Source organism: Bacillus paranthracis, from assembly GCF_024296885.1.
GTDB lineage: Bacteria > Bacillota > Bacilli > Bacillales > Bacillaceae_G > Bacillus_A > Bacillus_A paranthracis.
Map to the genome: position 1 here is coordinate 5098474 of NZ_CP101135.1, position 24623 is coordinate 5123096.

Annotated in this window: 16 protein-coding genes; 6 read left to right on the plus strand and 10 right to left on the minus strand. The window is 36.3% G+C overall.

What is annotated here, in order from left to right; all coding sequences use genetic code 11:
* Positions 1-310: 310 nt before the first annotated feature.
* The 3 genes from NLJ82_RS26430 to NLJ82_RS26440 all read left to right on the plus strand — a co-directional run bounded on the left by NLJ82_RS26430 (position 311) and on the right by NLJ82_RS26440 (position 12937).
* Complete coding sequence (locus tag NLJ82_RS26430) at positions 311-10525, plus strand: SpaA isopeptide-forming pilin-related protein (protein WP_000732697.1); 10215 nt, start codon at positions 311-313, stop codon at positions 10523-10525.
* A 490-nt stretch (positions 10526-11015) separates the two neighbouring features.
* On the plus strand, positions 11016-12416 hold the full coding sequence (locus NLJ82_RS26435; protein ID WP_000749145.1) for a M28 family metallopeptidase: 1401 nt from the start codon (positions 11016-11018) through the stop codon (positions 12414-12416).
* Positions 12417-12562: 146 nt separating this feature from the next.
* Entirely contained in the window at positions 12563-12937 is a 375-nt protein-coding gene (locus NLJ82_RS26440) for a hypothetical protein (protein ID WP_000720477.1), read from the plus strand.
* A gap of 25 nt (positions 12938-12962) precedes the next feature.
* Here the strand turns inward: NLJ82_RS26440 and NLJ82_RS26445 are convergent, their stop codons facing one another.
* From NLJ82_RS26445 to NLJ82_RS26465, 5 genes are all read right to left on the minus strand, one after another.
* Entirely contained in the window at positions 12963-13640 is a 678-nt protein-coding gene (locus NLJ82_RS26445) for an ABA4-like family protein (RefSeq protein WP_000568898.1), read from the minus strand.
* Positions 13624-13938, minus strand: coding sequence for a hypothetical protein (locus NLJ82_RS26450; RefSeq protein ID WP_000656676.1), 315 nt, complete (start codon positions 13936-13938; stop codon positions 13624-13626). Before NLJ82_RS26450 ends, NLJ82_RS26445 begins: the two co-directional genes overlap by 17 nt.
* Positions 13919-14452 (minus strand): RNA polymerase sigma factor, encoded by a 534-nt coding sequence (locus NLJ82_RS26455; RefSeq protein WP_000391652.1) that lies wholly within the window; start codon positions 14450-14452, stop codon positions 13919-13921. The genes NLJ82_RS26450 and NLJ82_RS26455 overlap by 20 nt, the downstream gene beginning before the upstream one ends.
* A gap of 396 nt (positions 14453-14848) precedes the next feature.
* On the minus strand, positions 14849-16519 hold the full coding sequence (gene argS, locus NLJ82_RS26460) for an arginine--tRNA ligase (RefSeq protein WP_001086449.1): 1671 nt from the start codon (positions 16517-16519) through the stop codon (positions 14849-14851).
* On the minus strand, positions 16519-16956 hold the full coding sequence (locus NLJ82_RS26465; protein WP_000414867.1) for a YwiB family protein: 438 nt from the start codon (positions 16954-16956) through the stop codon (positions 16519-16521). The genes argS and NLJ82_RS26465 overlap by 1 nt, the downstream gene beginning before the upstream one ends.
* 202 nt (positions 16957-17158) lie before the next feature.
* Here NLJ82_RS26465 and NLJ82_RS26470 point away from each other — a divergent pair, with 202 nt between their 5' ends.
* On the plus strand, positions 17159-18145 hold the full coding sequence (locus NLJ82_RS26470) for a S66 family peptidase (RefSeq protein WP_000938065.1): 987 nt from the start codon (positions 17159-17161) through the stop codon (positions 18143-18145).
* Positions 18146-18170: 25 nt separating this feature from the next.
* Here the strand turns inward: NLJ82_RS26470 and NLJ82_RS26475 are convergent, their stop codons facing one another.
* Positions 18171-18533, minus strand: coding sequence for a YxeA family protein (locus NLJ82_RS26475; RefSeq protein ID WP_000779935.1), 363 nt, complete (start codon positions 18531-18533; stop codon positions 18171-18173).
* A gap of 233 nt (positions 18534-18766) precedes the next feature.
* Between NLJ82_RS26475 and NLJ82_RS26480 the strand changes: the two genes are divergently transcribed.
* The gene (locus NLJ82_RS26480) at positions 18767-19804 is read left to right on the plus strand and encodes a PTS sugar transporter subunit IIC (protein ID WP_000996317.1); all 1038 of its coding nucleotides are present in this window, start codon (positions 18767-18769) and stop codon (positions 19802-19804) included.
* A gap of 237 nt (positions 19805-20041) precedes the next feature.
* On the opposite strand, the gene speB is transcribed toward NLJ82_RS26480, so the two are convergent.
* The 4 genes from speB to NLJ82_RS26500 all read right to left on the minus strand — a co-directional run bounded on the left by speB (position 20042) and on the right by NLJ82_RS26500 (position 23700).
* A complete protein-coding gene (speB, locus tag NLJ82_RS26485; RefSeq protein ID WP_001209831.1) occupies positions 20042-20914 on the minus strand; it encodes an agmatinase in 873 nt (290 codons plus the stop codon).
* A 217-nt stretch (positions 20915-21131) separates the two neighbouring features.
* Positions 21132-21959 carry a polyamine aminopropyltransferase gene (speE, locus tag NLJ82_RS26490; RefSeq protein ID WP_000424696.1) on the minus strand — a complete coding sequence of 276 codons (828 nt, stop codon included), beginning with the start codon at positions 21957-21959 and terminating at the stop codon, positions 21132-21134.
* A 164-nt stretch (positions 21960-22123) separates the two neighbouring features.
* Positions 22124-23287 (minus strand): MFS transporter, encoded by a 1164-nt coding sequence (locus NLJ82_RS26495; RefSeq protein ID WP_000444218.1) that lies wholly within the window; start codon positions 23285-23287, stop codon positions 22124-22126.
* 5 nt (positions 23288-23292) lie between these two features.
* Entirely contained in the window at positions 23293-23700 is a 408-nt protein-coding gene (locus NLJ82_RS26500; protein WP_000276568.1) for a MerR family transcriptional regulator, read from the minus strand.
* A gap of 152 nt (positions 23701-23852) precedes the next feature.
* On the opposite strand from NLJ82_RS26500, the gene NLJ82_RS26505 reads away from it, so the two are divergent.
* Positions 23853-24578, plus strand: a complete 726-nt coding sequence (locus NLJ82_RS26505; RefSeq protein WP_000042761.1) for a glycerophosphodiester phosphodiesterase — start codon at positions 23853-23855, stop codon at positions 24576-24578.
* Positions 24579-24623: the final 45 nt, after the last annotated feature.

Here is a 24623-nt window from a genome sequence, read left to right on the forward strand (position 1 = left end):
AAGCATTTCACTGCATATTTTTTGTATGTACCTATTTTATAAAGAACCACATAACAACTCGCATTCTATAAAGGTCTGATATCATTCCTTATCAGCACTTCATTCGACATTTTTTTGTCGAAATTTGTATATTCACTCCCTATATTATTAAAATATACATTTGTTTTACGTTACAAGACATCAATATGAACACTTTTTCTATAAGAGTATACGTAGTAAAGGAGGCATCACGTAAAGCACATTGATCTATGACAAATAATCTCTTCATAAAGCATTGTTATGCAATAGAGGGATTCATAAAGGAGGCACAATGAAAAAACTTTTCAATATATGTTTAATTGTATTCGTACTATTTTCGCAACTTGCTAGTTTTCCATACAATCAAGTAAAAGCAGAAACCTTAGCAGGGAATTCATTATTTGACACTGTTGAAATGAAAGATGCAACAAATCATATTATTGACGAAGCATTAAATCCTAAAAACTTAATAAAAGTAGGATCAACCATTCACCTAGAATATGCTTGGTCAATAAAAGATCAACAAACAGACTCAGCAGTGCTCCAAATACCTAACGCATTAAAAGTAAAAAGTGACCAACAGGGAAATCTGATGGCAGAGCAACAAATTATTGGTCAATATTTTGTTAAAGCAAACGATAACAAAATGAAACTAGTATTTAACGACCAAGTAAAAGATTCCAAAGGTGCTAACGGAAAAATCAGTATTGATGCAGTATTCAATCCAGATTTAAAATCTGGTGCAAAATCTGTTCAACTCTCTTTCCCTTTAGGTGCAACAGCTAAGCCTATTTCAGTTCCTGTTCAAGTAGATAACCCGGCTTCACCTACTGCGGATAAGGATACTGCTCAACAACCTGCAGAAGAGCAAAAAGATGGTGATGCTCAACAACCTGCAAAAGAGCAAAAGAATGGCGATACTCAACAACCTGCGGAAGAGCAAAAGAACGGTGATGCTCAGCAACCTACGGGAGAGCAAAAGAACGACGATGCTCAGCAACCTACGGAAGAGCAAAAAAACGGTGATGCTCAACAACCTACGGAAGAGCAAAAAAACGGTGATGCTCAGCAACCTACGGAAGAGCAAAAGAACGGCAATGCTCAACAACCTACGGAAGAGCAAAAAAATGGTGATAACACAACAGAACAGCCTGTTGATAATCCAGACCCATCACCTAAGCAAATTACAGAAAATATTTTAACAGGTGTCACACTAACGGACAAAGACGGTAAGCCATTCAATGATACGGATAATCGTCCAAGTCCAGATTCTATTACTAAAATTGATTTTACATGGGAAATTTTAGAGTCCCTAAACGTCAAAAAAGGTGATTACTACACTTTCCAACTCCCAGAATACTTTATTGTCCACAATACCATTACAGAAGATTTAATAGATGGTAAAGGACATACGATTGGATCATTCGTTGTTACGCCTGATGGCAAAGTAACGATGACTTTTAACGAATATGTTGAAGATCATCCTAATATAGCTGGAGATTTAAATATTCGTACGGAGTTTAATGAATTAAAAATTACAGGGACTACCGAAAAACAAATTCCATTCCCTATTAAAGAAAAAGACGTTATTATTGAGCTTGATTTCAAGCCTAAAGTAACAAAATCTATAGATAAAAAAGGTGTACCTGATAGACCAATTAATACGAATCAAATTAATTGGAAAGTAGAAATGAACAAGACAAAAGATAAGCTTACAAATGCCGTCTTTGAAGATGACATTCCAAATGGGGCTAGTCTCAACGAAGATTCTATTAAGGTCTACTATTTGGAAGTAGATATTAACGGGAAAACAACTCGTGGTGCAGAAGTTCCTAAAGAAGAATATGAACTTACTTCATCCTCTAATAAATTAAATATCGCTTTCAAAAAAGAAACGAATAAAGCATATGAAATTGAATATGCAACAAAGATTACAGATGAAAGTGTTACTAGTTTCAAAAACAACGCAAAAGTATCCAGTGATAATCAAGGTAGTGTAGCTGCAAATGCCACTGTAACTGTTTCACGCGGTACACATCTTGAGAAAACTAGTAAGTACAATCCAAAAACACAAACAATCGAATGGACAATCACTTATAACGGTGATCAGAGAGATATTAAAAAAGCTGATGCGCTTTTAAAAGATGTTTTGGATAAATCTCATAAAGTTGATAAAAATTCTATCGTGGTAAAAAATGCTTCTTATGATGATGCAGGAAAACTTGTTACAGGTGACAACGCCACAAACTTTACTGTAAAAGAAACTGATGAGGGATTTGATTTACAGTTTAATGAAGATATTAATAGTGCCTATGTGATTACTTATACATCGAAAGCTACGAATGATGTCATAAAAGATGGCGAAATCGAAAATAAAATTATTGCAGATGGTAAATGGAGTCAAACAAACAAAGTTACGTTAAAACAACAAAACATCATAAAGAAACATAATAAAAAAGATACGGATTACAATAAGAAAACAACAACATGGACAATTATTGTCAATGATAACAACTACGTGTTAAATGATGCTGTTATCAAGGATACGTTTGACTATGGTGGCCTAACGTTACAGAAAGATAGTTTCAAAATTACAGACGGATCAAGAACGCTTGATCCAAATTTTGATTACACACTTGATGTAACAGATACAGGATTTGAAGTGAAACTAACCGGTGATTATAAGTCTAATATGGATAAAACTTTAACTATCACATACACAACAGACTTTAATTACGAAACTTTATCTAAAGTGAAAGAGAATAAGGGTAAAAATACGTCCTTCAAAAATACCGCAAAGTTAACATGGGTAGATATAAACGGGGACGATAAAAATAGTTCATCCAATGATACATTCGATCCTGATGGCTATACAAAAGGCAACGGATTTAAATACGGTTCTTACAATGCCCAAACGAAAGAAATTACATGGAAAATTGGATTTAACTATAATAATAGAACGATTAAGGATCCTTCTATCGTCGACGTATTAAGAGATAACCAAAAATTAATACCTGAATCTATTGAAGTTCGACATATGAAATTAACTGGTGGTGCACATGGATTTGAAGTAGGCGATCCTGTTCCTCCTAGCGAATATACGATAGAACATCCAGCAAAAGAGAACAACAATACATTAACGGTGCATTTTAAAAACGAAATTAATTCTGCATATTATATTAGCTTTAAAACTTCACTTGTAGGTGAACAAATTAATAAACGCTACGATAATTATGCCGATTTAAAAGATGGATCGAAAACTGTTACTACTATCCATGGTGCATTTGAGATCAAAAACGGTGGTAGCGGTGTTACGAAAACAGCAAAACAAAATGACAAGTATATTGATTGGAGTGTTTCCATTAATCCGAGTCAATCAACTATTGAAAATGCTGTCGTAACAGATAACCCAACAGACAATCAAATTCTTGATGAAAAGTCCTTCCACCTATACCCAACAACAGTAGCTGTGGATGGCACTTTAACAAAAGACACAACAAATGAATTAAAAGAAGGAACAGACTATAAACTCAAAGTAACAACAGACAACGATACAGGAAAACAACAGTTTAAAGTTGAATTTCTTCATACCATTAATCGAGCTTATATTTTAGAATATCGCTCACTCATTAATGCAGACAATAATGAGACAGTGAGTAATAAAGTGAAGATTACTGGTAATCGTTTAACATTAACTCAGGTTGAAACAACAGAAGAAAAGGTAGTTAAAGTATCTTCTGGATCTGGGGGTGGTTCTGCTAATAAAGGACGCGGAAGTCTTCAAATTATAAAGGTTGATGACAAAGATAGAAAAGTACCATTAGCCGGAGCAGAATTTACTTTATATGATCAGACAGGCACAACCGCTATTCGTTCAATTACAACAGGTGATGACGGCGTCGCCAAGTTTAACAACTTACGACGTGATAAATATTTAATTAAAGAAACAAAAGCACCTCAAGGTTATGTAATTAGTAAAGAATTAAAAGAAGGTATACTTGTCGAGCTAGGTTCTGAAGAAATTACAAAATATACTCTTACAAATAAAAAGTTTGTTGGGAAAGTAGTACTTACAAAAACTGATGCTACGAGTAGAGAGAGACTTGAACATGCTGTTTTCTCTTTACTGGATCAAAACAAACAGGTTATTCCAGAACATAAAGAATTAATAACAAATGATAAAGGACAAATTACTGTAGATCATTTAAAACCAGGAACTTACTACTTACAAGAAACAAAGGCTCCTGAGCATTATAAATTAGATGATCGACTGATTGAGGTTAAAATCGCGGAAGATCAAACAACAGTAATCAACCGAACTGCAACAAACAGCTTGATTCCAGGCGCGGCCATTTTAACAAAAGTCGATAAAGATGGAAAAACCTTAGCTGGTGCGGAGTTCAGTGTAAGAGACCGGAACAACATAAAAGTTCCTGGTTATGAAAAGTTAACGACAAATGATCAAGGACAAATCGAAGCAAAAGATTTACGCCCTGGAGACTATCAATTTGTCGAAGAAAAGGCACCGAAAGATTACGACATAGATAAAAAACCGATTGAGTTTACAATTGTAAAAAGTCAAAAGAAAGCAGTTACTGTTACTGCGACAAATCACCTCATTAAAGGTGGCGTCACTTTAACAAAAACTGATGATATCGATGGTACAGCTCTTGCAGGTGCTGTATTTAAAATTGTCGATGCTAATGATGAAAAGAAAATCATTCGCAAAAATGTAACAACTGGTGCGGATGGTAAAGTAACTGTTAAAGACTTAGAGCCTGGTACGTATAGATTTATTGAAACAGAAGCTCCTAAGGATTATGTGTTAAATACAAATCCTATCGAGTTTACAATCGATAAAAGCCAACAGTCATTTGCTACTGTTACGGCAACTAACAGTTTAAAAACAGGAGAAGTTGAATTATTAAAAGTTGATGAATTCGGTGATAAAAAACCTCTAAAAGGCGCCGTATTTAAGATTGTTGATGTAAATAACAATGATGTTCGTACTGACCTAACTACAAATGCTGATGGAAAAACAAAAGCTGATAAGTTACGTCCTGGTACGTATAAATTTATTGAAACAGCTGCTCCTGAACATTACGTTTTACGAGCAGAACCTATTGAATTTACAATCGATAGGAGTCAGAAAGAAACTCTACTTGTGAAAGCTGAAAATGCTTTAAAACCAGGAGATGTTGAATTAACGAAAGTTGATGATATCGATGGTACAGCTCTTGCAGGTGCTGTATTTAAAATTGTTGATGCTAATGATGAAAAGAAAGTCATTCGCGAAAATATAAAAACGGGTGCGGATGGTAAAGCTATCGCTACTGGCTTACGCCCTGGCGACTATAAATTTATCGAAGTAACAGCACCGAAGTATTATGATAAGAACACAAGTCCAATCAAGTTCACAATTACAGAAAGTCAAACAACGTCAGCTACTGTTACTGCTAAAAACAGCTTAACAAAAGGCGGTATTGAATTAACAAAAGTGAATGCTGCAGATGAAAAGGAAACACTTGAAGGTGCAGTATTTAAAATCGTTAATAGAGATACGAATGAAGATACTCGTACGAACCTTGTTACGAATAGTGAAGGAAAGTTAGTTGTAGACGACTTACGTCCTGGTAACTATAAACTTATCGAAACAAAGGCTCCAACTTATTATGATGTAAATGTAGAGCCAATTGAATTTACAATCGAAAAAGGACAACAAAAACTTCTTCCACTTACATTTAAAAATAGTTTAACGAAAGGAAAAGTTAAACTTATTAAAGAAGATGATGTGGAGAGTAGTATCGCTCTTGCCGGCGCAGTGTTCACATTACAAGACGCAAACGGTACAGAAATTGCGAAAGATTTAAAAACAGATGATCATGGAGTAATAGTTATTCCTGACTTAGCACCAGGAGATTATCAATTTATTGAAACATCAGCTCCTGAACATTATAAATTAGATCAAACACCTATTAAGTTCACAATTAAAAAAGGTAGCAAGGATGATCTTCCAGTCCCTGTCACTGTAACAAATAGTTTACTTACAGGTGGCGTTACTTTAACAAAAGTTGATGACGTTGATGGCGCTACTCTTGAAGGTGCAGAATTTATCATTGTTGATGCTCATGATACGAAAAAGGTGGTTCGTAAAGAGTTAACTACCGATAAGCAGGGTAAAGTTTCTGCTTCTGACTTGCGCCCAGGTGACTATCAATTTATTGAAGTAAAAGCTCCCAAAGACTATACGTTAGCCAACGATCCTATTCCGTTCACTATCGGAAAAAGTCAAAAAGAAAACATTACTGTTACTGCTACTAACAGCTTAAAGAAAGGTGCAGTCACATTAACGAAAATTGATGACATCGATCGTACAATGCTAAAAGGTGCAATCTTTAAAATTGTTGATATGAAGGGTAACGAAGTTCGCACAAACCTTGGTACAGATAAAAATGGAAAAATTTCCGTTTCTGATTTACGTCCTGGAGACTATCAGTTCATTGAAACAAAGGCTCCTGAGCACTATGTATTAGACGAAACACCGATTCCATTTACAATTGAAAGAAGTCAAACGAAAGAGATCAATGTTACGGGTAAAAACACGTTGAAAAAAGGTAGCGTGGAATTAACAAAGATTGATGATATCGATACAAACACTAAACTTGCTAATGCTGTATTTGATTTATTAGATGCAGACGGACAGCTAGTTGAAAAAGGTTTAAAAACAAATAATGAAGGGAAAATTGTTGTTGAAAACCTACGTCCTGGCACGTATCAATTCGTTGAGACAATCGCTCCTGAACATTACGATTTAAATAAAAAACCGATCAAATTTACAATTAAGAAAAGCCAAACTGAAACGCTTCATGTTACGGCTAAAAACGCTCTAACAAAAGGTGGCGTTGAACTTTCTAAAGTAGATGACATCGATGATACTAAACTTGAAGGTGCTGTATTTAACATTGTTGATATGAACGGTACTGTCATTCATAAAGATCTTGTTACAAATAATAAAGGAAAAATCGAAATCGATGACCTACGTCCGGGTGATTATCAATTCATCGAAACGAAAGCACCTAAGCATTACGTTTTAGATGAAACGCCAATCCATTTCACTATTGAAAAAGGACAGAAGAAAGCTATTTCTTTAACTGCTAAAAATAGCTTACAACAAGGTAGTATTGAACTACTTAAAGTAGATGATCTAAACGATCAAATGAAACTTTCTGATGCGGTATTTAATTTACTAGACCAAAACGGAAAAGTGCTTAAAACAGATTTAAAAACAAATAATGAAGGAAAGATCGTTGTTGAAAATTTACGTCCTGGTACGTATCAATTTGTCGAAACAACCGCTCCGAAACATTATGATTTAGACAAAAAGCCAATTGTAGTTACAGTTGAAAAAAGCCAAAAAGATATTGCTACTGTTACTATGAAAAATAGTTTAACTAAAGGTGGCGTTGAACTTTCTAAAGTCGATGACGTCGATGGTACTACTCTTGAGGGTGCTGTATTTAACATTGTTGATATGAAGGGTACTGTAATTCGCAAGAGTCTTACTACCAATTCACAAGGTAAAATTAGCGTTCCTGACCTACGTCCGGGTGATTATCAATTCATCGAGACAAAGGCTCCGAAACATTACGATTTAAATAAAGAACCAATTCCTTTCACTATCGAGAAAGGACAAGCCGAACCGATTTCTGTTACTGCTAAAAATAGTTTAACTAAAGGTGCGGTAGAACTTTCTAAAATGGATGATATCGACGGTACGGCTCTTGAAGGTGCGGTATTTAAAATTGTTGATATGAACGGCAATGACGTTCGTACTGGCATTACGACAGATGCGAAAGGGAAAGTTTCTATTCCTGATTTACATCCTGGAGACTATCAATTTATTGAAACAAAAGCTCCTAAGCACTATAAACTAGATGCTACACCAATTAAATTTACAATTGAGAAAAGCCAAGCAGAGAAGTTACAAGTCACTGCTAAGAACAGCTTAATTGAAGGTGCGGTAGAGTTAATTAAAGTGGATGATATAAATCCAGATACAAAACTTTCTGATGCAGTATTTAACATCATTGATGCGAAAGGTAAAATTGTTCGCACAAATTTAACTACTGATAAAGACGGGAAAGTTTCTGCTTCTAATTTAAGACCAGGAGATTATCAATTCGTGGAAACGAAAGCTCCGAAACATTATGATTTAAATAAAACACCTATTCCTTTCACTATCGAGAAAAGCCAAACAACTCACGTTTCTGTTACTGCTAAAAATGGCTTAACTAAGGGTGGCGTTGAATTAACGAAAGTTGACTCTTTAGATGCGAAAGAAACGCTAGAAGGTGCGGTATTTAAAATTACTGATATGAACGGTAATGATATTCGTACGAATTTAGTTACCAATAAAGACGGAAAAATCATCGCTAAAGACTTACAACCTGGAGACTATCAATTTATTGAAACGAAAGCTCCAAAACATTATGACTTAAATGAAGATCCTATTAAGTTCACAATTGAAAGAAGTCAAACAAAGCATGTCTTCGTTACAGCTACTAACAGCTTAACGAAAGGTAGTGTGGAGTTAATTAAAGTCGATGATGTTGAAAAAAACACAACACTCGAGGGTGCGGTATTTAAAATTGTTAATAAGGATGGACACGACGTCCGTACTGATTTAACTACTGATAAAAACGGCCGTTTAGTTGTGGATGAATTACCGCCAGGAGACTATGAGTTTATCGAAACAAAAGCTCCTAACCATTATGACTTAAACGAAACACCTATTAAGTTCACAGTTAAAAAAGGACAAGAAAAAATAGCTTCCGTTACTGCTAAGAATAGCTTAACAAAAGGCGCTGTGGAATTAACGAAAGTCGATGACATCGACGGCTCTACTCTTGAAGGAGCTATCTTTAAAATCGTTGATATGAACGGCAATGACGTTCGCTCTGATTTAACTACTGATAAAGATGGCAAGATTTCTGTTTCTGATTTACGTCCGGGAGACTATCAATTCATTGAAACAAAGGCTCCTACTCATTACGACTTAAATCAAACTCCTATCAACTTTACTGTTGAAAAGAGTCAAACCGCTACAGCTTCTGTTATCGCTAAAAATAGCTTAACGAAGGGCGCTGTGGAATTAACAAAAGTTGATGACATCGACGGTGTTACTCTTGAAGGCGCAGTATTTAAAATCGTGGATATGAACGGCAATGACGTTCGTTCTGATTTAACTACTAATAAAGATGGAAAAATTTCTGTTTCTGATTTACGTCCAGGAGATTATCAGTTCGTTGAAACGAAGGCTCCTGATCATTATGACTTAAATCAAACTCCTATCAACTTTACTGTTGAAAAGAGTCAAACCGCTACAGCTTCTGTTACTGCTACAAATAGCTTAACGAAGGGCGCTGTGGAACTTTCTAAAGTAGATGATGTCGATGGTACTGCTCTTAAAGGTGCAGTATTTAAAATCGTGGATATGAACGGCAATGACGTTCGCGCTGATTTAACTACTGATAAAGACGGAAAAATTTCTGTTTCTGATTTACGTCCGGGTGACTATCAGTTTATTGAAACGAAAGCTCCTACTCATTACGACTTAAATCAAACTCCTATCAACTTTACTGTTGAAAAGAGTCAAACCACTACTGCTTCTGTTACTGCTAAGAATAGCTTAACGAAGGGCGCTGTGGAATTAACGAAAGTCGATGACATCGACGGCTCTACTCTTGAAGGAGCTATCTTTAAAATCGTTGATATGAACGGCAATGACGTTCGCGCTGATTTAACTACTGATAAAGACGGAAAAATTTCTGTTTCTGATTTACGTCCGGGTGACTATCAGTTTATTGAAACGAAAGCTCCTACTGGGTACGATTTAAACGCTAAGCCAATTCCTTTCACAATTACGAAAGGACAATCTCAAGTTACTTCTGTTACAGCGTTAAATAGTTTAACAACAGGTTCAATAGAATTAACTAAAGTTGATATGGATCACAATGGAACACTTGAGGGTGCCATTTTCAATATTTTAGATCAAGATGGAAAAGTAGTACGAGAAGGCTTAAAAACAGATGGGCATGGTAAATTAATCATAAATGATTTGAAACCTGGCAATTATCAACTAGTGGAAACAAAAGCTCCTGAAGGCTATCAATTAGATGCATCACCAATAAGCTTTACAATTGAAAAAGCCCAAGCTGCACCACTACAAATTACAGTTTCAAATAAAAAGATTGAATCTTCATCAGGTGGAGATAATGAATCAATTACTCCTCCGAATAAAGAAGAGAAACCAGGTAAGGAAACTTCCGAAGAACTAGAAAAAGGTAACCCTGAAACACAAATAAACAAACAGCAAGATGACCGAAATACGGGTAAAGAACTTCCAAATACAGGTCACAAAAAAGATTCTACTCAAACAGTAGGTATCTTACTTCTACTAGCTGGTTTGTTAAGTATTTTAGCTACAAAACGCAAAAAATATTATTAATAGTTTTTCACACCCAATCAAGTGAACATTTGATTGGGTGTTTTTTTATACAAAAAAGGACGATACATAGAGTATCGTCCTTTTAACGGGGTGAGGCTGTCCAAAAGTACGGAAAACCTTTGAACAGCCTCGTATTTTCATATGGATGCCTTACATATATCACTGATGATAATTATGAAATGCGGAAACATATTTATCATCACATGATTCAAACACGAGAAAAGAAACCCTACAGTGGATTCTTTTCTCTACATAATCTAAAGTTTGGGTACACTAGATTCATGCAATGTAGGAGCTTTCCAAATAGAAAGCGAACCTTCGTTTAAAATGATAGCATACATATCTCCGTCAAAAATATGCAAATGTGCATATAGCGTTTTTTATTTCTCAATGTCAGAATATTGAAAAATAATAAAGATAAGGGTAAAATGAAGTCGTTATCCGTCTTCTTTTGTCAGTCAGAGAGAATAGAAGAATAGAAGAGGAAAAAATGAAAAAATCTTTGAAACAAAAAATAGTAAGCTCTTTGCTTGCTGTATCACTCGCTGTTAGCTTAGCTCCGATTGGACAAGCCAAAGCTGATTCCACTTCAGAAATCACACAGACTTCATCTATTACAAAACAAGTTGATGCAAGCCGCGCTATCGAACACATCCGTTTCTTATCCGAAACAATTGGCCCTCGACCTGGCGGGACAAAATCAGAAGAATGGGCTTCTCGCTACGTCGGTATGCAGCTTAAATCAATGGGCTACGAAGTAGAATATCAACCATTCCAAGTGCCGGATCAATACGTTGGATTTATTGAATCACCATTATCCACAAAGCGTAATTGGCAAGCTGGTGCTGCCCCTAACGCACTAATTTCTACAGAATCTGTTACGGCTCCTCTTATCTTTGTTCAAGGTGGGACAAAATTAGAGGATATCCCAAATGAAGTAAACGGAAAAATTGTTCTATTCGAAAGAGGAACAACAGTAGCTGACTATAATAAACAAGTTGAAAATGCCGTTAGCAAAGGAGCAAAAGGTGTTCTTTTATACAGTTTAATTGGTGGACGTGGAAACTACGGACAAACTTTCAATCCCCGCCTAACGAAAAAGCAATCTATCCCTGTCTTTGGTCTTGCTTATGCGCAAGGAAATGCATTTAAAGAAGAAATCGCTAAAAAAGGAACAACAATTCTTTCCCTAAAAGCGAGACATGAATCTAATTTAACATCATTAAACGTCATCGCTAAAAAGAAACCAAAAAACAGTACAGGTAATGAAAAAGCTGTCGTTGTAAGTTCACACTACGATAGTGTCGTTGGAGCACCTGGAGCAAATGATAATGCTTCTGGTACAGGATTAGTATTAGAATTAGCTCGTGCTTTTCAAAATGTAGAAACTGATAAAGAAATTCGTTTTATTGCTTTCGGTTCTGAAGAGACTGGCTTACTTGGCTCTGATTATTACGTTAATAGTTTATCCCAAAAAGAACGCGATCGAATTTTAGGTGTCTTTAACGCAGACATGGTCGCAACAAATTACGATAAAGCAAAGAATTTATATGCTATGACGCCTAACGGTTCTCCAAACCTTGTAACAGATGCAGCCTTGCAAGCAGGTAAACAGTTAAATAATGACCTTGTACTGCAAGGAAAATTCGGCTCTAGTGATCACGTACCATTTGCTGAAGTTGGGATTCCTGCCGCTCTATTTATTTGGATGGGTGTCGATAGTTGGAATCCATTAATCTATCATATCGAAAAGGTATATCACACACCTCAAGATAACGTATTTGAGAACATTTCACCTGAACGTATGAAAATGGCATTAGAGGTTATTGGAACAGGAGTTTATAATACACTTCAAAAACCTGTCGCTCAAACTGAACAAAAAGCTGCTTAGTCATTTAAAAGACCACCGATTTTTATCAGTGGTCTTTTATTGAGAAAAAATATATATGCATAAAAGCATATTTTCTCCTACTCATTATCGTATACAATATTAACTGTAACAAAAATGATTACAACAATTAAGGAGGCTTTTCTACTATGAAAAAAATAATTTTAGCCGGTGCATTAACTTTAGCAGGAATTACTGGTGCTACCGCGTTTATTCCTGAAACAAAGGCCGCTGCCGCTACTCAAGAACAAAGCTTTACAAAATTTTATTCTTTGCAAACTCGAAGTAGTTCTGAACAAGAACCTGTTTTCCTTCAAAAGGGACAAGAGTTAACAATTCAACCTAACAGCAAAACCCCTACTTACAGTGTTTATGACTCAAATCATAACCTTATTGGACGTTATTCTGATGGCTACGGCCGAATTTTCACTGCAAAAACAGATGGGAATATGTACGTTCAATTTCATGCACCTTATGTTTACTATAGTCCTGTTAGCTTTTCGGTTACGTATACAATCCGATAAAATAAAGGGCCCTTCCCAAGGGCCTTTATTTTGTTTCCCAATTCACTTTTACAAAACCATCTTTCACCATTAAACCACTTATACTAAATACATACTTTTCATTCGCTTTCAATGTAGCTTTAAAAGTACCTTTTTTTGATTCACAGATTTCTTTTAACTCCCTTATACCTTCTCCTTCTCCTTTCCTTTCATACAAGCTAAAGCATAAATTCCCACGTTTTGCATCCGTCTCATAAGAAAATGTTACTTCTGTGTCTTTGGCATACTCAAGTTCAATACCTTTCCCAGCAATATCCCACGATGAGAATTTTGCCTCATAGCTTGTCTCTCCTTGTTGCTCACTCTCTAAATATATATCACCAGCTCTCCACATATCATCTAACGTTTGAAGAAAAGCAAAACCGCTCAGTAATACAAACATCGCACTTGCAAATATGACAACTAATGTTATCTTTTGTTTTTTCACAGCATTCATCGTATGCTCTCCTTCTATTTTCTTGTTACTTCTTCGTATCATATATAACAAAACTCCAATAAAAAACGGCAATATAATTGCTACAACACTCCACCACTTACTTATTCCACGCGTTTTCGCATCTGTATACACCCATGATGCTACACATACTAAAAGTGCTATAAAAGCTAAAAACATTGTAATCCCAGCTATCTCAAATACTACAAATGGATTAGCGAACTCTATCATGTAATTTATACTCCTTCTTTAAAAACGACTGTATGACAACATATATAGGAATGTATAGGTGCATCATAATAACTATCGTTATAATGACAGATATTTTATGCTCCAAATGACTAACAAACTGCTCTAGGGTGACTGTTAATACAATCATCCAAATAGCATGAATGAAAACAACCCATCTCTTCTCTAATTTCCGAGCATTTCGCATGCCCTGCTTCGTATTATTTATTAGCTCTTCGCTAGGAATCATCTCTTTCGCTAAACTACTTTTTATCTTTTGATCAAATTTGTCTTCCTTCATAAACGAACCCCTCCAAATGTTCTCGCATTTGCTTCTTCGCATAATTAAGGCGGTATTTCACCGTACCAATTGGTATATTTAATATTTCACTCATTTCTTTGTAAGAATATTGTTCATAGTAGTAGAGTACGAGCACTGTTTTATATTTTCCGTTTAATAACTGTATAACTTCTCGTATCATTTCTGCTTCGACTTTTTGAATAAATTCTTCTGATATATTCACATCATCTGCATGCTCAATTTCTCCGCCATCTTCTTTATGAAATAAATCCAATACACGATCTTTCCATCTTTTCTTTTTACGATAAAAATCATAAAACGTACGAATACAAATCGTAGTAATCCACTTTTTATAATTTTCCACGTAAGAAAGTTGGTGCCGCGATGAAAAAACTTTTATCCATGTCTCTTGAAAAATATCTTCCGCATCTTCTTTCGTTTTCGCTAACTTATAGCATAAGGAATATATTTGCTGCTTATATATGTCAATCAATTCTTCTACCTTTTCTTCCATCATAAACCTCCTGTCATTTATATAAGACGACGCAAATTCTCCTTTTGTTTGATAAAATTTTATTTTTTTATTATTTCCATACAAAAAGGCAATCACAACATCGTGTGATTGCCTTTTACTGAAAGCGGAAAATCGGCCCGCTTTTCTCTATTGTCCAGCTCCAGCGGCTTAGAATACTCGGTGGCTTCGCGCCTTCCTCCGAGGCAAAGTACGCCTCTCTGTCAGGAGCTCCATCCCCCTCCTATTCTGAACGAGCCGCTTCCGCTTTTCTTTATGTCTAGCTCTGCCTCCTAGCCCCTTCCGTCTAAGAACCTTCCCCACGAGAAGATAAAATGCATCTTCTGTGGGAAAGAACCTTAGCCTTCGGGACTAAACAGTCGGCTCCGCTTTTCTTAATTACATTTTTTCTGGCGCAGATACTCCTACGATTGCTAATGCGTTTTGAAGTGTCGTGCGTACTGCTTTCATTAACTCGTAGCGAGCTTTACTTAATTCTAAGTTATCTTGGTTTAATACTTTTTCTGCATTGTAGAAGCTGTGTAATGTTGCTGCTAATTCAAATGCATAGTTTGTAATACGGTGTGGTAAACGTTTTTGTGCTGCATCTGCAACTACTGCTGGGAATTCACCAAGTTTTTTCAGTAACTCTACTTCTTTCTCAGAAGTAACAAGTTTGTAGTTCACGTCTCCGCCTGTAGCTAATCCTAATTCTTCACCTTGACGAAGGATACTGCATACGCGAGCGTGAGCGTATTGTGCATAATATACTGGGTTTTCATTAGATTTTGATACAGCTAAGTCCATGTCGAAATCTAAATGAGAATCGCCACTACGCATTGCGAAGAAGTAACGCATTGCGTCCACGCCTACTTCTTCCATAAGCTCACGAAGTGTAACTGCTTTACCTGTACGTTTACTCATCTTCATTTTTTCACCGTTTTGGTACAGTTGTACCATTTGGATGATTTCTACTTCAAGTGTTTCTTTATCGTAACCTAACGCTTGAATAGCAGCTTTCATACGTGGAATGTAACCGTGGTGGTCAGCACCCCAAATGTTGATTAACTTATCGAAACCACGCTCTAATTTATCACGGTGATACGCGATATCTGGCGTTAAGTACGTGTAAGAACCGTCGTTTTTAATTAATACACGGTTTTTATCATCACCGTAAGTCATTGAGCGGAACCAAGTTGCTCCATCTTCTTCAAAGATCTCGTCACGCTCTTTTAATACAGCAAGAGCTTGATCGATTTTTCCGTTTTTGTATAACGATGTTTCTGAGAACCATACATCAAATTTAACACGGAAACTTTCTAAGTCTTTTTGAAGTTTTGCTAACTCATATTTTAAACCGTACTCACGGTAGAATTCATAGCTTTCTTTTTCATCAGCTTTCGCATAACGATCGCCAAACTCTTCTGCTAAACGTTTACCAATTGCAATGATGTCTGCACCATGGTATCCGTCTTCTGGCATTTCTTTCTCTAAACCTAAAGCTTGCATGTAACGAGCTTCAACAGAAAGAGCTAAGTTATGAATTTGGTTACCAGCATCATTAATGTAGTACTCACGAGATACATCATATCCTGCTTTTGCTAATAAGTTACATAACGTGTCACCTACTGCTGCACCACGTGCATGTCCTAAGTGAAGGTCACCTGTTGGATTCGCAGATACGAACTCAACTTGTACTTTTTCACCTTTACCAGTATTCGTTTCACCGTAAGCTTCACCAGCATTAACGATCGTTGGGATTAAGTCTGTTAAGTAGCTATTATCCATGTAGAAGTTAATGAAACCAGGACCTGCGATTTCAATCTTTTCAATAGAAGCTTTTGCTTTATCGAAGTTTGCAACTAATTCTTCTGCAATCATACGAGGTGCTTTTTTCGCAACACGTGCAAGTTGCATTGCCATATTTGTAGAGAAGTCACCATTTGTTTTATCTTTTGGAGATTCTAATACTACATTTGGAATCTGTTCTTCTGTCGCTAATTCTGCCTTTAATACAGCAGCTTGAATTTCTTCTTTAATTAATCCTTTTACTTGTTCTAAAGAATTCATTATTTTGCCTCCTTCAAATTAATCGTAATTGTATATCTGCCAGCTTCTTGTTCACTTAGAAGCAATGCGTACGTTAAGAAGAGTTGTCCTTTTTTCTTTTCATCCGACCATTTAAAAAGAACGTTATCAGTCTTTGTTTGCAATGCAAACGTACCAAGTTCACTCGTGTACGTACCAGTTGTCCATTCACCTTTCACATGCGTTTGACGCATCGAAACAGCACCTGAACGCATAATGAGAACTTGTTCATCTTGGATTTTAATAATTGTTTTCACTTCGCCTTGTTCGTTCGGCTCTTGGAATGTTACGTATGTACCTTGACCTTTTACATAGTATTGACCATTTGCTTCAAAAGCAACGGTTTCCTTCCTCGCCCCTTCACGGATTTCTGTTACGAAATGAACGTGTACCGGCAAGCCTGCAAGTTGTTTCTCCACGTCTTGCACACCTTTCAAATGTTATAGATATTAAATACTACTTATAATAAATCACTTTTCCTATCATATCAAAAAAAACCTCTGTCTGTCTGCTGAAAAATCAGGAAAACTCCATTTCAAAACATAATTCACTCTCACTTTATTTCATATGATAAAATGTTTTTTAAGTCTAAATATTCTTTCATTTAAAGGGGTGAATGAAGTGCTACCAACAAAATTGAAAAAAGGTGATGAAATTAGAGTGATTTCACCATCTTGTAGTTTAAGTATTGTCTCAACTGAAAACAGGAAGCTTGCTGTAAAAAGGTTAACCGAAATGGGCTTTCACGTTACATTTTCAACATATGCTGATGAGATAGACAGATTTGCTTCCTCTTCTATTTCTTCACGCGTTCAAGACCTTCACGAAGCATTTAAAGATCCGAATGTAAAAGCCATTTTGACGACACTTGGAGGAAACAATTCTAATGGCTTATTAAAACATCTCGATTACGATTTAATTCGAGAAAACCCGAAATTTTTCTGTGGCTATTCGGATATCACTGCACTAAATAATGCAATTTACACTAAAACAGGACTTGTTACATATTCAGGTCCCCATTTCTCTTCATTTGGAATGGAGAAAGGGCTCGAGTATACAACAGATTACTTTTTAAAATGCGTAACTTCTAATGAGCCGATTGAAGTCCTACCATCTGAAACATGGAGTGATGATTCTTGGTACATTGATCAGGAAAATCGAGAGTTTATTAAGAATGAAGGATACGTTTCGATTCACGAAGGAGAAGCTACGGGAGATATTATCGGTGGTAATATGAGCACATTGAACTTACTGCAAGGTACACCATATATGCCAAACTTAAAGGATAAAATTTTATTTCTTGAAGAGGATAGTTTAACTGGGAGAGCTACTCTTAAAACTTTTGATCGATATTTACATTCTCTTATGCAGCAGCAAGATTTTGAACATGTAAAAGGCATCGTTATAGGAAAGATGCAAAAAGGCGCAGAATGTACGATAGAAGACGTGCAAGAAATGATTGCTTCAAAGCCTGAGCTTGCACATATCCCTATCATTGCAAACGCAAGTTTCGGTCATACAACCCCGATTTTCACTTTCCCAATTGGCGGACGTGCAACAATCATTTCTAACAAAGAAAAAACATCTATCACTATTTTAACGCACTAAAAAAGGAGCGAATGAGTCGCTCCTTTTATCGTTTTTCTATTTTTTCCAACGCTTTTTGCGGAATTGATTCTTTCGGGATTTCAGCCCATCCTTTTCCTTGCATACCTTTTGCATAAATTTTTATAAAAGCACCCGTATGCAATTCACGGTTCATCATTCTTTTAATAACCTGTAACTTTCCGTCTTCTGTATACCCTTTAAAAGTATACAAGTATTCTCCGTCTTTTTTCTCACCTTTATCTATAACCGCATAATAATCTTGTATTTCTTTATTTGAAAAGAAGTTGTCTACAAAAGCATGTACACCTTCTGTTTTTGTGTTCAAATAATACGCTGTTCCACCTAGAATAATGGCGAATACAGTTAAAACTTTAATTACCAATTTCATACATGAACCTCCTGTTTGCACTTCTTTTTCCCTAGTCATATATCTATACTTGTATTATACGAAAAATGGCATACTATACTCTATCTAAAAGTCTTACACTTTCCTTACATTATTGTAAGGGATTTTTTCTTACAGCAAGTTCCCAAGAAAAAATTTTTCCGTTTCATACACTTTTATATTATTATTGAATGATACGAATTTTTATTACAAAAATCAAAGGAGACAGTTTTCAAATGGCTATCTTGCAAGGTTTAGCACTATTACTTGTTGTACTTTGTCTATTTACACTTTTTAGTTACCGTGCTCCTTACGGCATGAAAGCAATGGGTGCTTTAGCTAATGCAGCAATCGCAAGTTTTCTTATTGAAGCATTTCATCGTTATATAGGTGGAGAAATGTTTCATAATGACTTTTTACAATCAGTAGGAGAAGCTTCCGGTAGTATGAGCGGTGTCGCAGCAGCGATTTTAGTCGCATTAGCAATCGGTGTTTCCCCCGTATATGCTGTTTTAATCGGTATCGCTACTAGTGGATTTGGTATTTTACCAGGATTTTTCGCTGGATACGTTTGTGCCTTCGTCGTGAAATTTCTCGAAAAGAAATTACCGGCTGGTGTAGAGTTTTTAGCAATTTTATTTATCGCTGCACCAATCTCACGCGGAATGGCAATGCTTATGGATCCGCTCGTTAACGCAACACTCGGTAAAATCGGTTCTATGATTTCAGTTGCAACTACAGAAAGCCCTATTATCATGGGTATTATGCTTGGTGGATTAATAACAGTTATTTCTACCTCTCCACTGAGTTCTATGGCACTCACTGCAATGCTTGGATTAACAGGTTTACCAATGGCAATTGGTAGTCTTGCCGTAGCAGCCTCAGCCCCAATGAACTTTATTTTCTTTAAACGACTAAAGATTTGTTCAAAGAAAGACACAATTGCTGTAGCAATCGAGCCTTTAACACAAGCCGATGTTGTTTCAGCAAATCCAATTCCAATTTATGCGACAAACTTCGTTGGCGGTGCACTTGCTGGTATTATTACATCTCTGTTCCAGCTCGTTAATAATGCACCAGGAACAGCATCACCAATCCCAGGACTTCTTGTTTTATTCGGATTTAATGACGTTGTAAAAGTAACAATTGCTGCTATATTATGTGGAATCGTTACCACGATTGTTGGATACATCGGATCAATTGTGTTCCGTAAATATCCAATTCGCTCTGCTGATGACATTCGCGGCATTACTTCGGAAGAGAAGGTTGCATAAGAAAAAGAGCTATTCCCATTGTTTGGGAATAGCTCTTTTTAATGTTACGTAATGGTAAATGAAATTATATCGACGATTTTTCAAATATATCGATCACAACTCAAAATATATCAACGATTTTTTCATTATATCGACGATTCGACAAGACATATCGACTTACCGACACATAACGACAAAATAAAAGCCCCTAATCATATAGAGGGCTCTTATTTTATCCAGCTACAGCGGATTCCGCTTTTATTTCACCCAACCGAGCAGCATTTCCCGCACGAATTTGCTTGCTGCGACTGGTGTTTGATCACTATGGTCGTAGACAGGAGCTACTTCTACTAAGTCTGCTCCAACTACATTTATATTTGAATTTGCAATTGCTACGATGGAATCTAATAATTCTTTAGATGTGATACCACCAGCTTCTAACGTTCCTGTTCCTGGAGCGTGAGCTGGGTCTAATACATCAATGTCGATTGTGACATAGACTGGGCGTCCTGCAAGTTTCGGTAATACTTCTTTTAACGGTTCTAATACGTCAAATTTATATAAGTTCATACCTACTTCTTTCGCCCATTCAAATTCTTCCTTCATTCCAGAACGAATTCCGAAAGAATATACGTTTTCCGGACCAATTAAATCACACACTTTACGAATTGGTGTAGAGTGGGATAAAGGCTCCCCTTCATACGATTCACGTAAATCAGTATGAGCATCCATATGGATGATTGCTAAATCCGGATATTTTTTTGCCATTGCCTTAAAAATTGGCCAAGACACTAAGTGCTCACCGCCGAGACCTAGTGGAAACTTATCGGCATCTAAAAGTTTTGATACATATTCTTCAATCATGTCTAAGCTGCGCTGTGCGTTTCCGAATGGTAATGGGATATCACCCGCATCAAAATATTTTACCTCTTCTAGTTCACGATCTAAATACGGACTATATTCTTCAAGACCGATTGATACTTCACGAATACGTGCAGGGCCAAAACGAGATCCCGGACGGTAACTTACTGTCCAATCCATAGGCATCCCATAAATAACTACCTTCGACTCTTCAAAACTTGGATGACTTTTAATAAATACTTTACCTGAATAAGCTTCATCAAAACGCATATTCTTTTCCTCCTTATGTGGAACTTAAGGTATCCCAACCTTTCATTATTTCTCAAATTTGGAGCGAGTTGCTCCTCTTTCTCGATTTACCGGGTCTTCTATTTCATACAAAGAAGACAATTTTCTTTACAGAAGTGTAAATAGCTAGCATGTTCAAGTCTTCTGGACAAACACCTTAAATGAGCTATTTACACTTTATTTGTTCCGTGCGATTCTCTTACTTAATTAAATCGCCAACAAATTTCGGTAATGCGAATGCTGCATTGTGTAATTCTTTTGTGTAGTATTTCGTTTCGATTTCGTGGAAACGCTCTTCACTTACTTCTAATGGATCATGTTTTTTAGATCCGATTGTGAACGTCCAAAGACCGCTTGGGTAAGTTGGAATGTTCGCTGTGTATAAACGAGTAATTGGGAAAATCTCTTTTACATCTTTAAACACAGTTGTAATTAGTTCTGGCGTAAACCAAGGGTTGTCCGTTTGTGCAACGAAAATACCATCTTCTTTTAACGCTTTTGAAATTCCAGCGTAGAAGCCTTTTGTAAATAGGTTTACTGCTGGTCCTACTGGCTCAGTAGAATCTACCATAATTACGTCATATTCATTTTCGCTTTCTGCGATATGTAGGAAACCGTCTCCTACTTTTACTTCTACACGCTCATTATCTAATGCACCTGCAATTGATGGTAAGTACTGTTTAGAGTACTCAATTACTTTTCCATCGATTTCAACAAGAGTTGCTTTCTTTACGCTTGGGTGTTTTAACACTTCACGAATAACACCGCCATCGCCGCCACCTACAACTAATACGTTTTCAGGGTTTGGATGTGTAAATAAAGGTACGTGCGCTACCATTTCATGATAAACGAACTCATCTTTTTCTGTTGTCATAACCATGCCATCTAAAATAAGCATGTTTCCGAACTCTTCCGTTTCGACCATATCAAGTTTTTGGAATTCTGTTTGCTCCGTATGTAATGTGCGGTTAATACGCGCCGTAATCCCAAAATGTTTTGTTTGTTTTTCAGTGAACCATAGTTCCATCGTACAATCACGCCTTTCAATGCAAATTTATAATAGGGACATCATTAATGTCCCCTAACAAAAATAAAACAAAACATACAAAATGTATAGTTAAAAGTACAAAAATACCGAAAATATATTTTAGTCAGAGCGTTCTAACATATACATATAAAGAAAACCCTTTCTTAAGAAAGGGCTTTTCTCTCTACTTCTACCTGTTTTCGAATCGGAATTAAAATCATTACACAACCAACTAATACAACAATCCCACCTACTAAAAACGGACTTTGCGGTGAAACAGCGTGGCCGATAATCCCTGATAAAATGGGGGCAATTGCGCCACCTAACCAACGAACAAAGTTATAAACACCAGATGTAACAGATCTTTCATAAGGTGAAATATCCATTACATAACTTGTAAATAATGCATTATTTAATCCTGATGCTAATCCTGATAGAACAATTAATACAATTTGTAACCACATAATTTTCACGAAGAATAGTGCAATTAAGAATAGCGCAAATACGAGTAAACTGCCTTTCAACAATGTTTTCGGCTCATATTTCCCTTCTAGCTTATGTGCTAAAATTGCAGAACCGTAAGCTAACGCGAGTCCCCATCCACAAAATACAAAACCTAATTGAATAGCAGATAAATGCATAATAAGTGGTGAATATGCTAACACAACGAAAAATCCGTAGTAGTATAACATTCCTGAAATGGCGCCTTGCATAAACGGCTTATACTTCACCAGGTTAAGTAATTCTCCTACGCCTGCCGCTTTACGCTTCACTTTTCGCTCTGGTTCTTTCACAAAGAAGAAAACTAAAATAAATGCTAAGAAAATTAAAATACTCGTCGCAAAAAATGGGTAACGCCAAGAATGTCCACCTAATATCCCACCTAATAATGGTCCACCTGCCATTCCTAAACCGATAGCTGCTTCATATAACCCTACTGCTTCATGAACTTCTTTACTTAATGCAATCAATAAAGTCATCGCCGTTGCGAAGAACATCGCATTCCCTAATCCCCATCCAGCGCGGAAAAGAGATAACTGAGCAATCGTTTGCGATATACCGCATATAAACGCAAATACAGTCACGATCGCAAGACCGATTGTCATCATTCGTTTATCACCAAATCTCGATGCAAATATTCCAGCTGGTAACATCATAATTGCCATCGTCAAAATATACGCTGTAAATAACATCTCTACTTGCCAATGCGATGCACCAATCTTTTCAGCAATAATTGGCAAAATTGGATCGACTACCCCTATACCTGAAAAGGCAAGGAAAGTAGCCAACACTGTAATCAATCTCCCTAATTTTTGTTTGCTCTCCATTTTGATTACTCTCCTTTTGTATTCTCTAAAAATGTCACTGCACGATGTAAGCTGTCTTCAAGTTCTCCCTTTACACGCTGCATTTGCTCCATTTTCTCGTCTAGCGTTTGCACTTGTTTTTCAAGCATCTCTTTAATTTCTTGAATCACTTCACGATCACGGGGATTCTCACTATTTCTTCTTTGCTCCATTCTTTCTTTTAACGATAAAAAATGTTGCATTTCTTGAAGCGTAATCCCTAACACTTCTTTCGCTTCCACAATTCTTTTAATTCTAGCGATATCTTCGTCTGTATACAGGCGAATGTTCCCCTCACTACGTTCTGGGGGATGAATTAAACCAATTTCCTCATAATAACGAAGTGTACGTTTTGTTAAACCAACTTGCTTTGTAACTTCATCAATCTTATACATGTTTATTCCTCCCTTCACTCGATTATTACATTTTACGTTAACGTTAACTTTTGTGCAACTGTTAGACTTTTGTAAATGTTTGTCATATTAAATTGTATTTTTTCAAAAGCAGTTTCATAATGAAAGAAAAGAAATGATAAGGAGAATTTCACATGAGTAAACCACTTATTTTCGCTCATCGCGGCGTAAAAGGAACACATCCAGAAAATACGATGATTGCCTTCCAAGAAGCTGAACGCATCGGCGCCCATGGCATTGAACTTGATGTCCACCTATCAAAAGATGGTGAACTTGTCGTAATTCACGATGAAACAGTCGATCGTACAACGAATGATGTAGGACTTGTTTCTGAAAAAACGGTAGAGGAGTTACAAGCTTTAGATGCCGGCAGCCATAAAGATTCTTCTTTCCATGAAGCAAAAATCCCAACGTTACGCGAAGTATTCATTTGGTTATCTACAACAAAGTTACAGCTCAACATTGAGTTAAAGACAGATGTCATTCACTATCCAAACATTGAAGAAAAAGTTGTTGCTCTCGTTCGAGAATATCATCTTTCTAATCAAATTGTATTCTCTTCATTTAATCACGACTCTGTTTCATTATTAGCAGAAATTGCTCCTGAAATCCCAAGAGCCATTTTATATGACCAGCCACTTGCTGATCCTATCGCTGAAGCAAAAACTAGAGAAGCAACTGGTTTACATCCAAACTTTCAACTACTAACAAAGGAATTTGTTCAACTCGCGCAAAAACAAGGGTACGTTTTCCGCCCTTATACAATTAACGAATACAAAGATTTGCAAACTATGATTGATTATGGCGTAGATGTCATTATTACCGATTGGCCAGCACGTGCATTTGAGCTCCTTTCTTAATTGAAGGAGCTCTTTATTTTCGAAATTTCATTGTTTAAAATAATC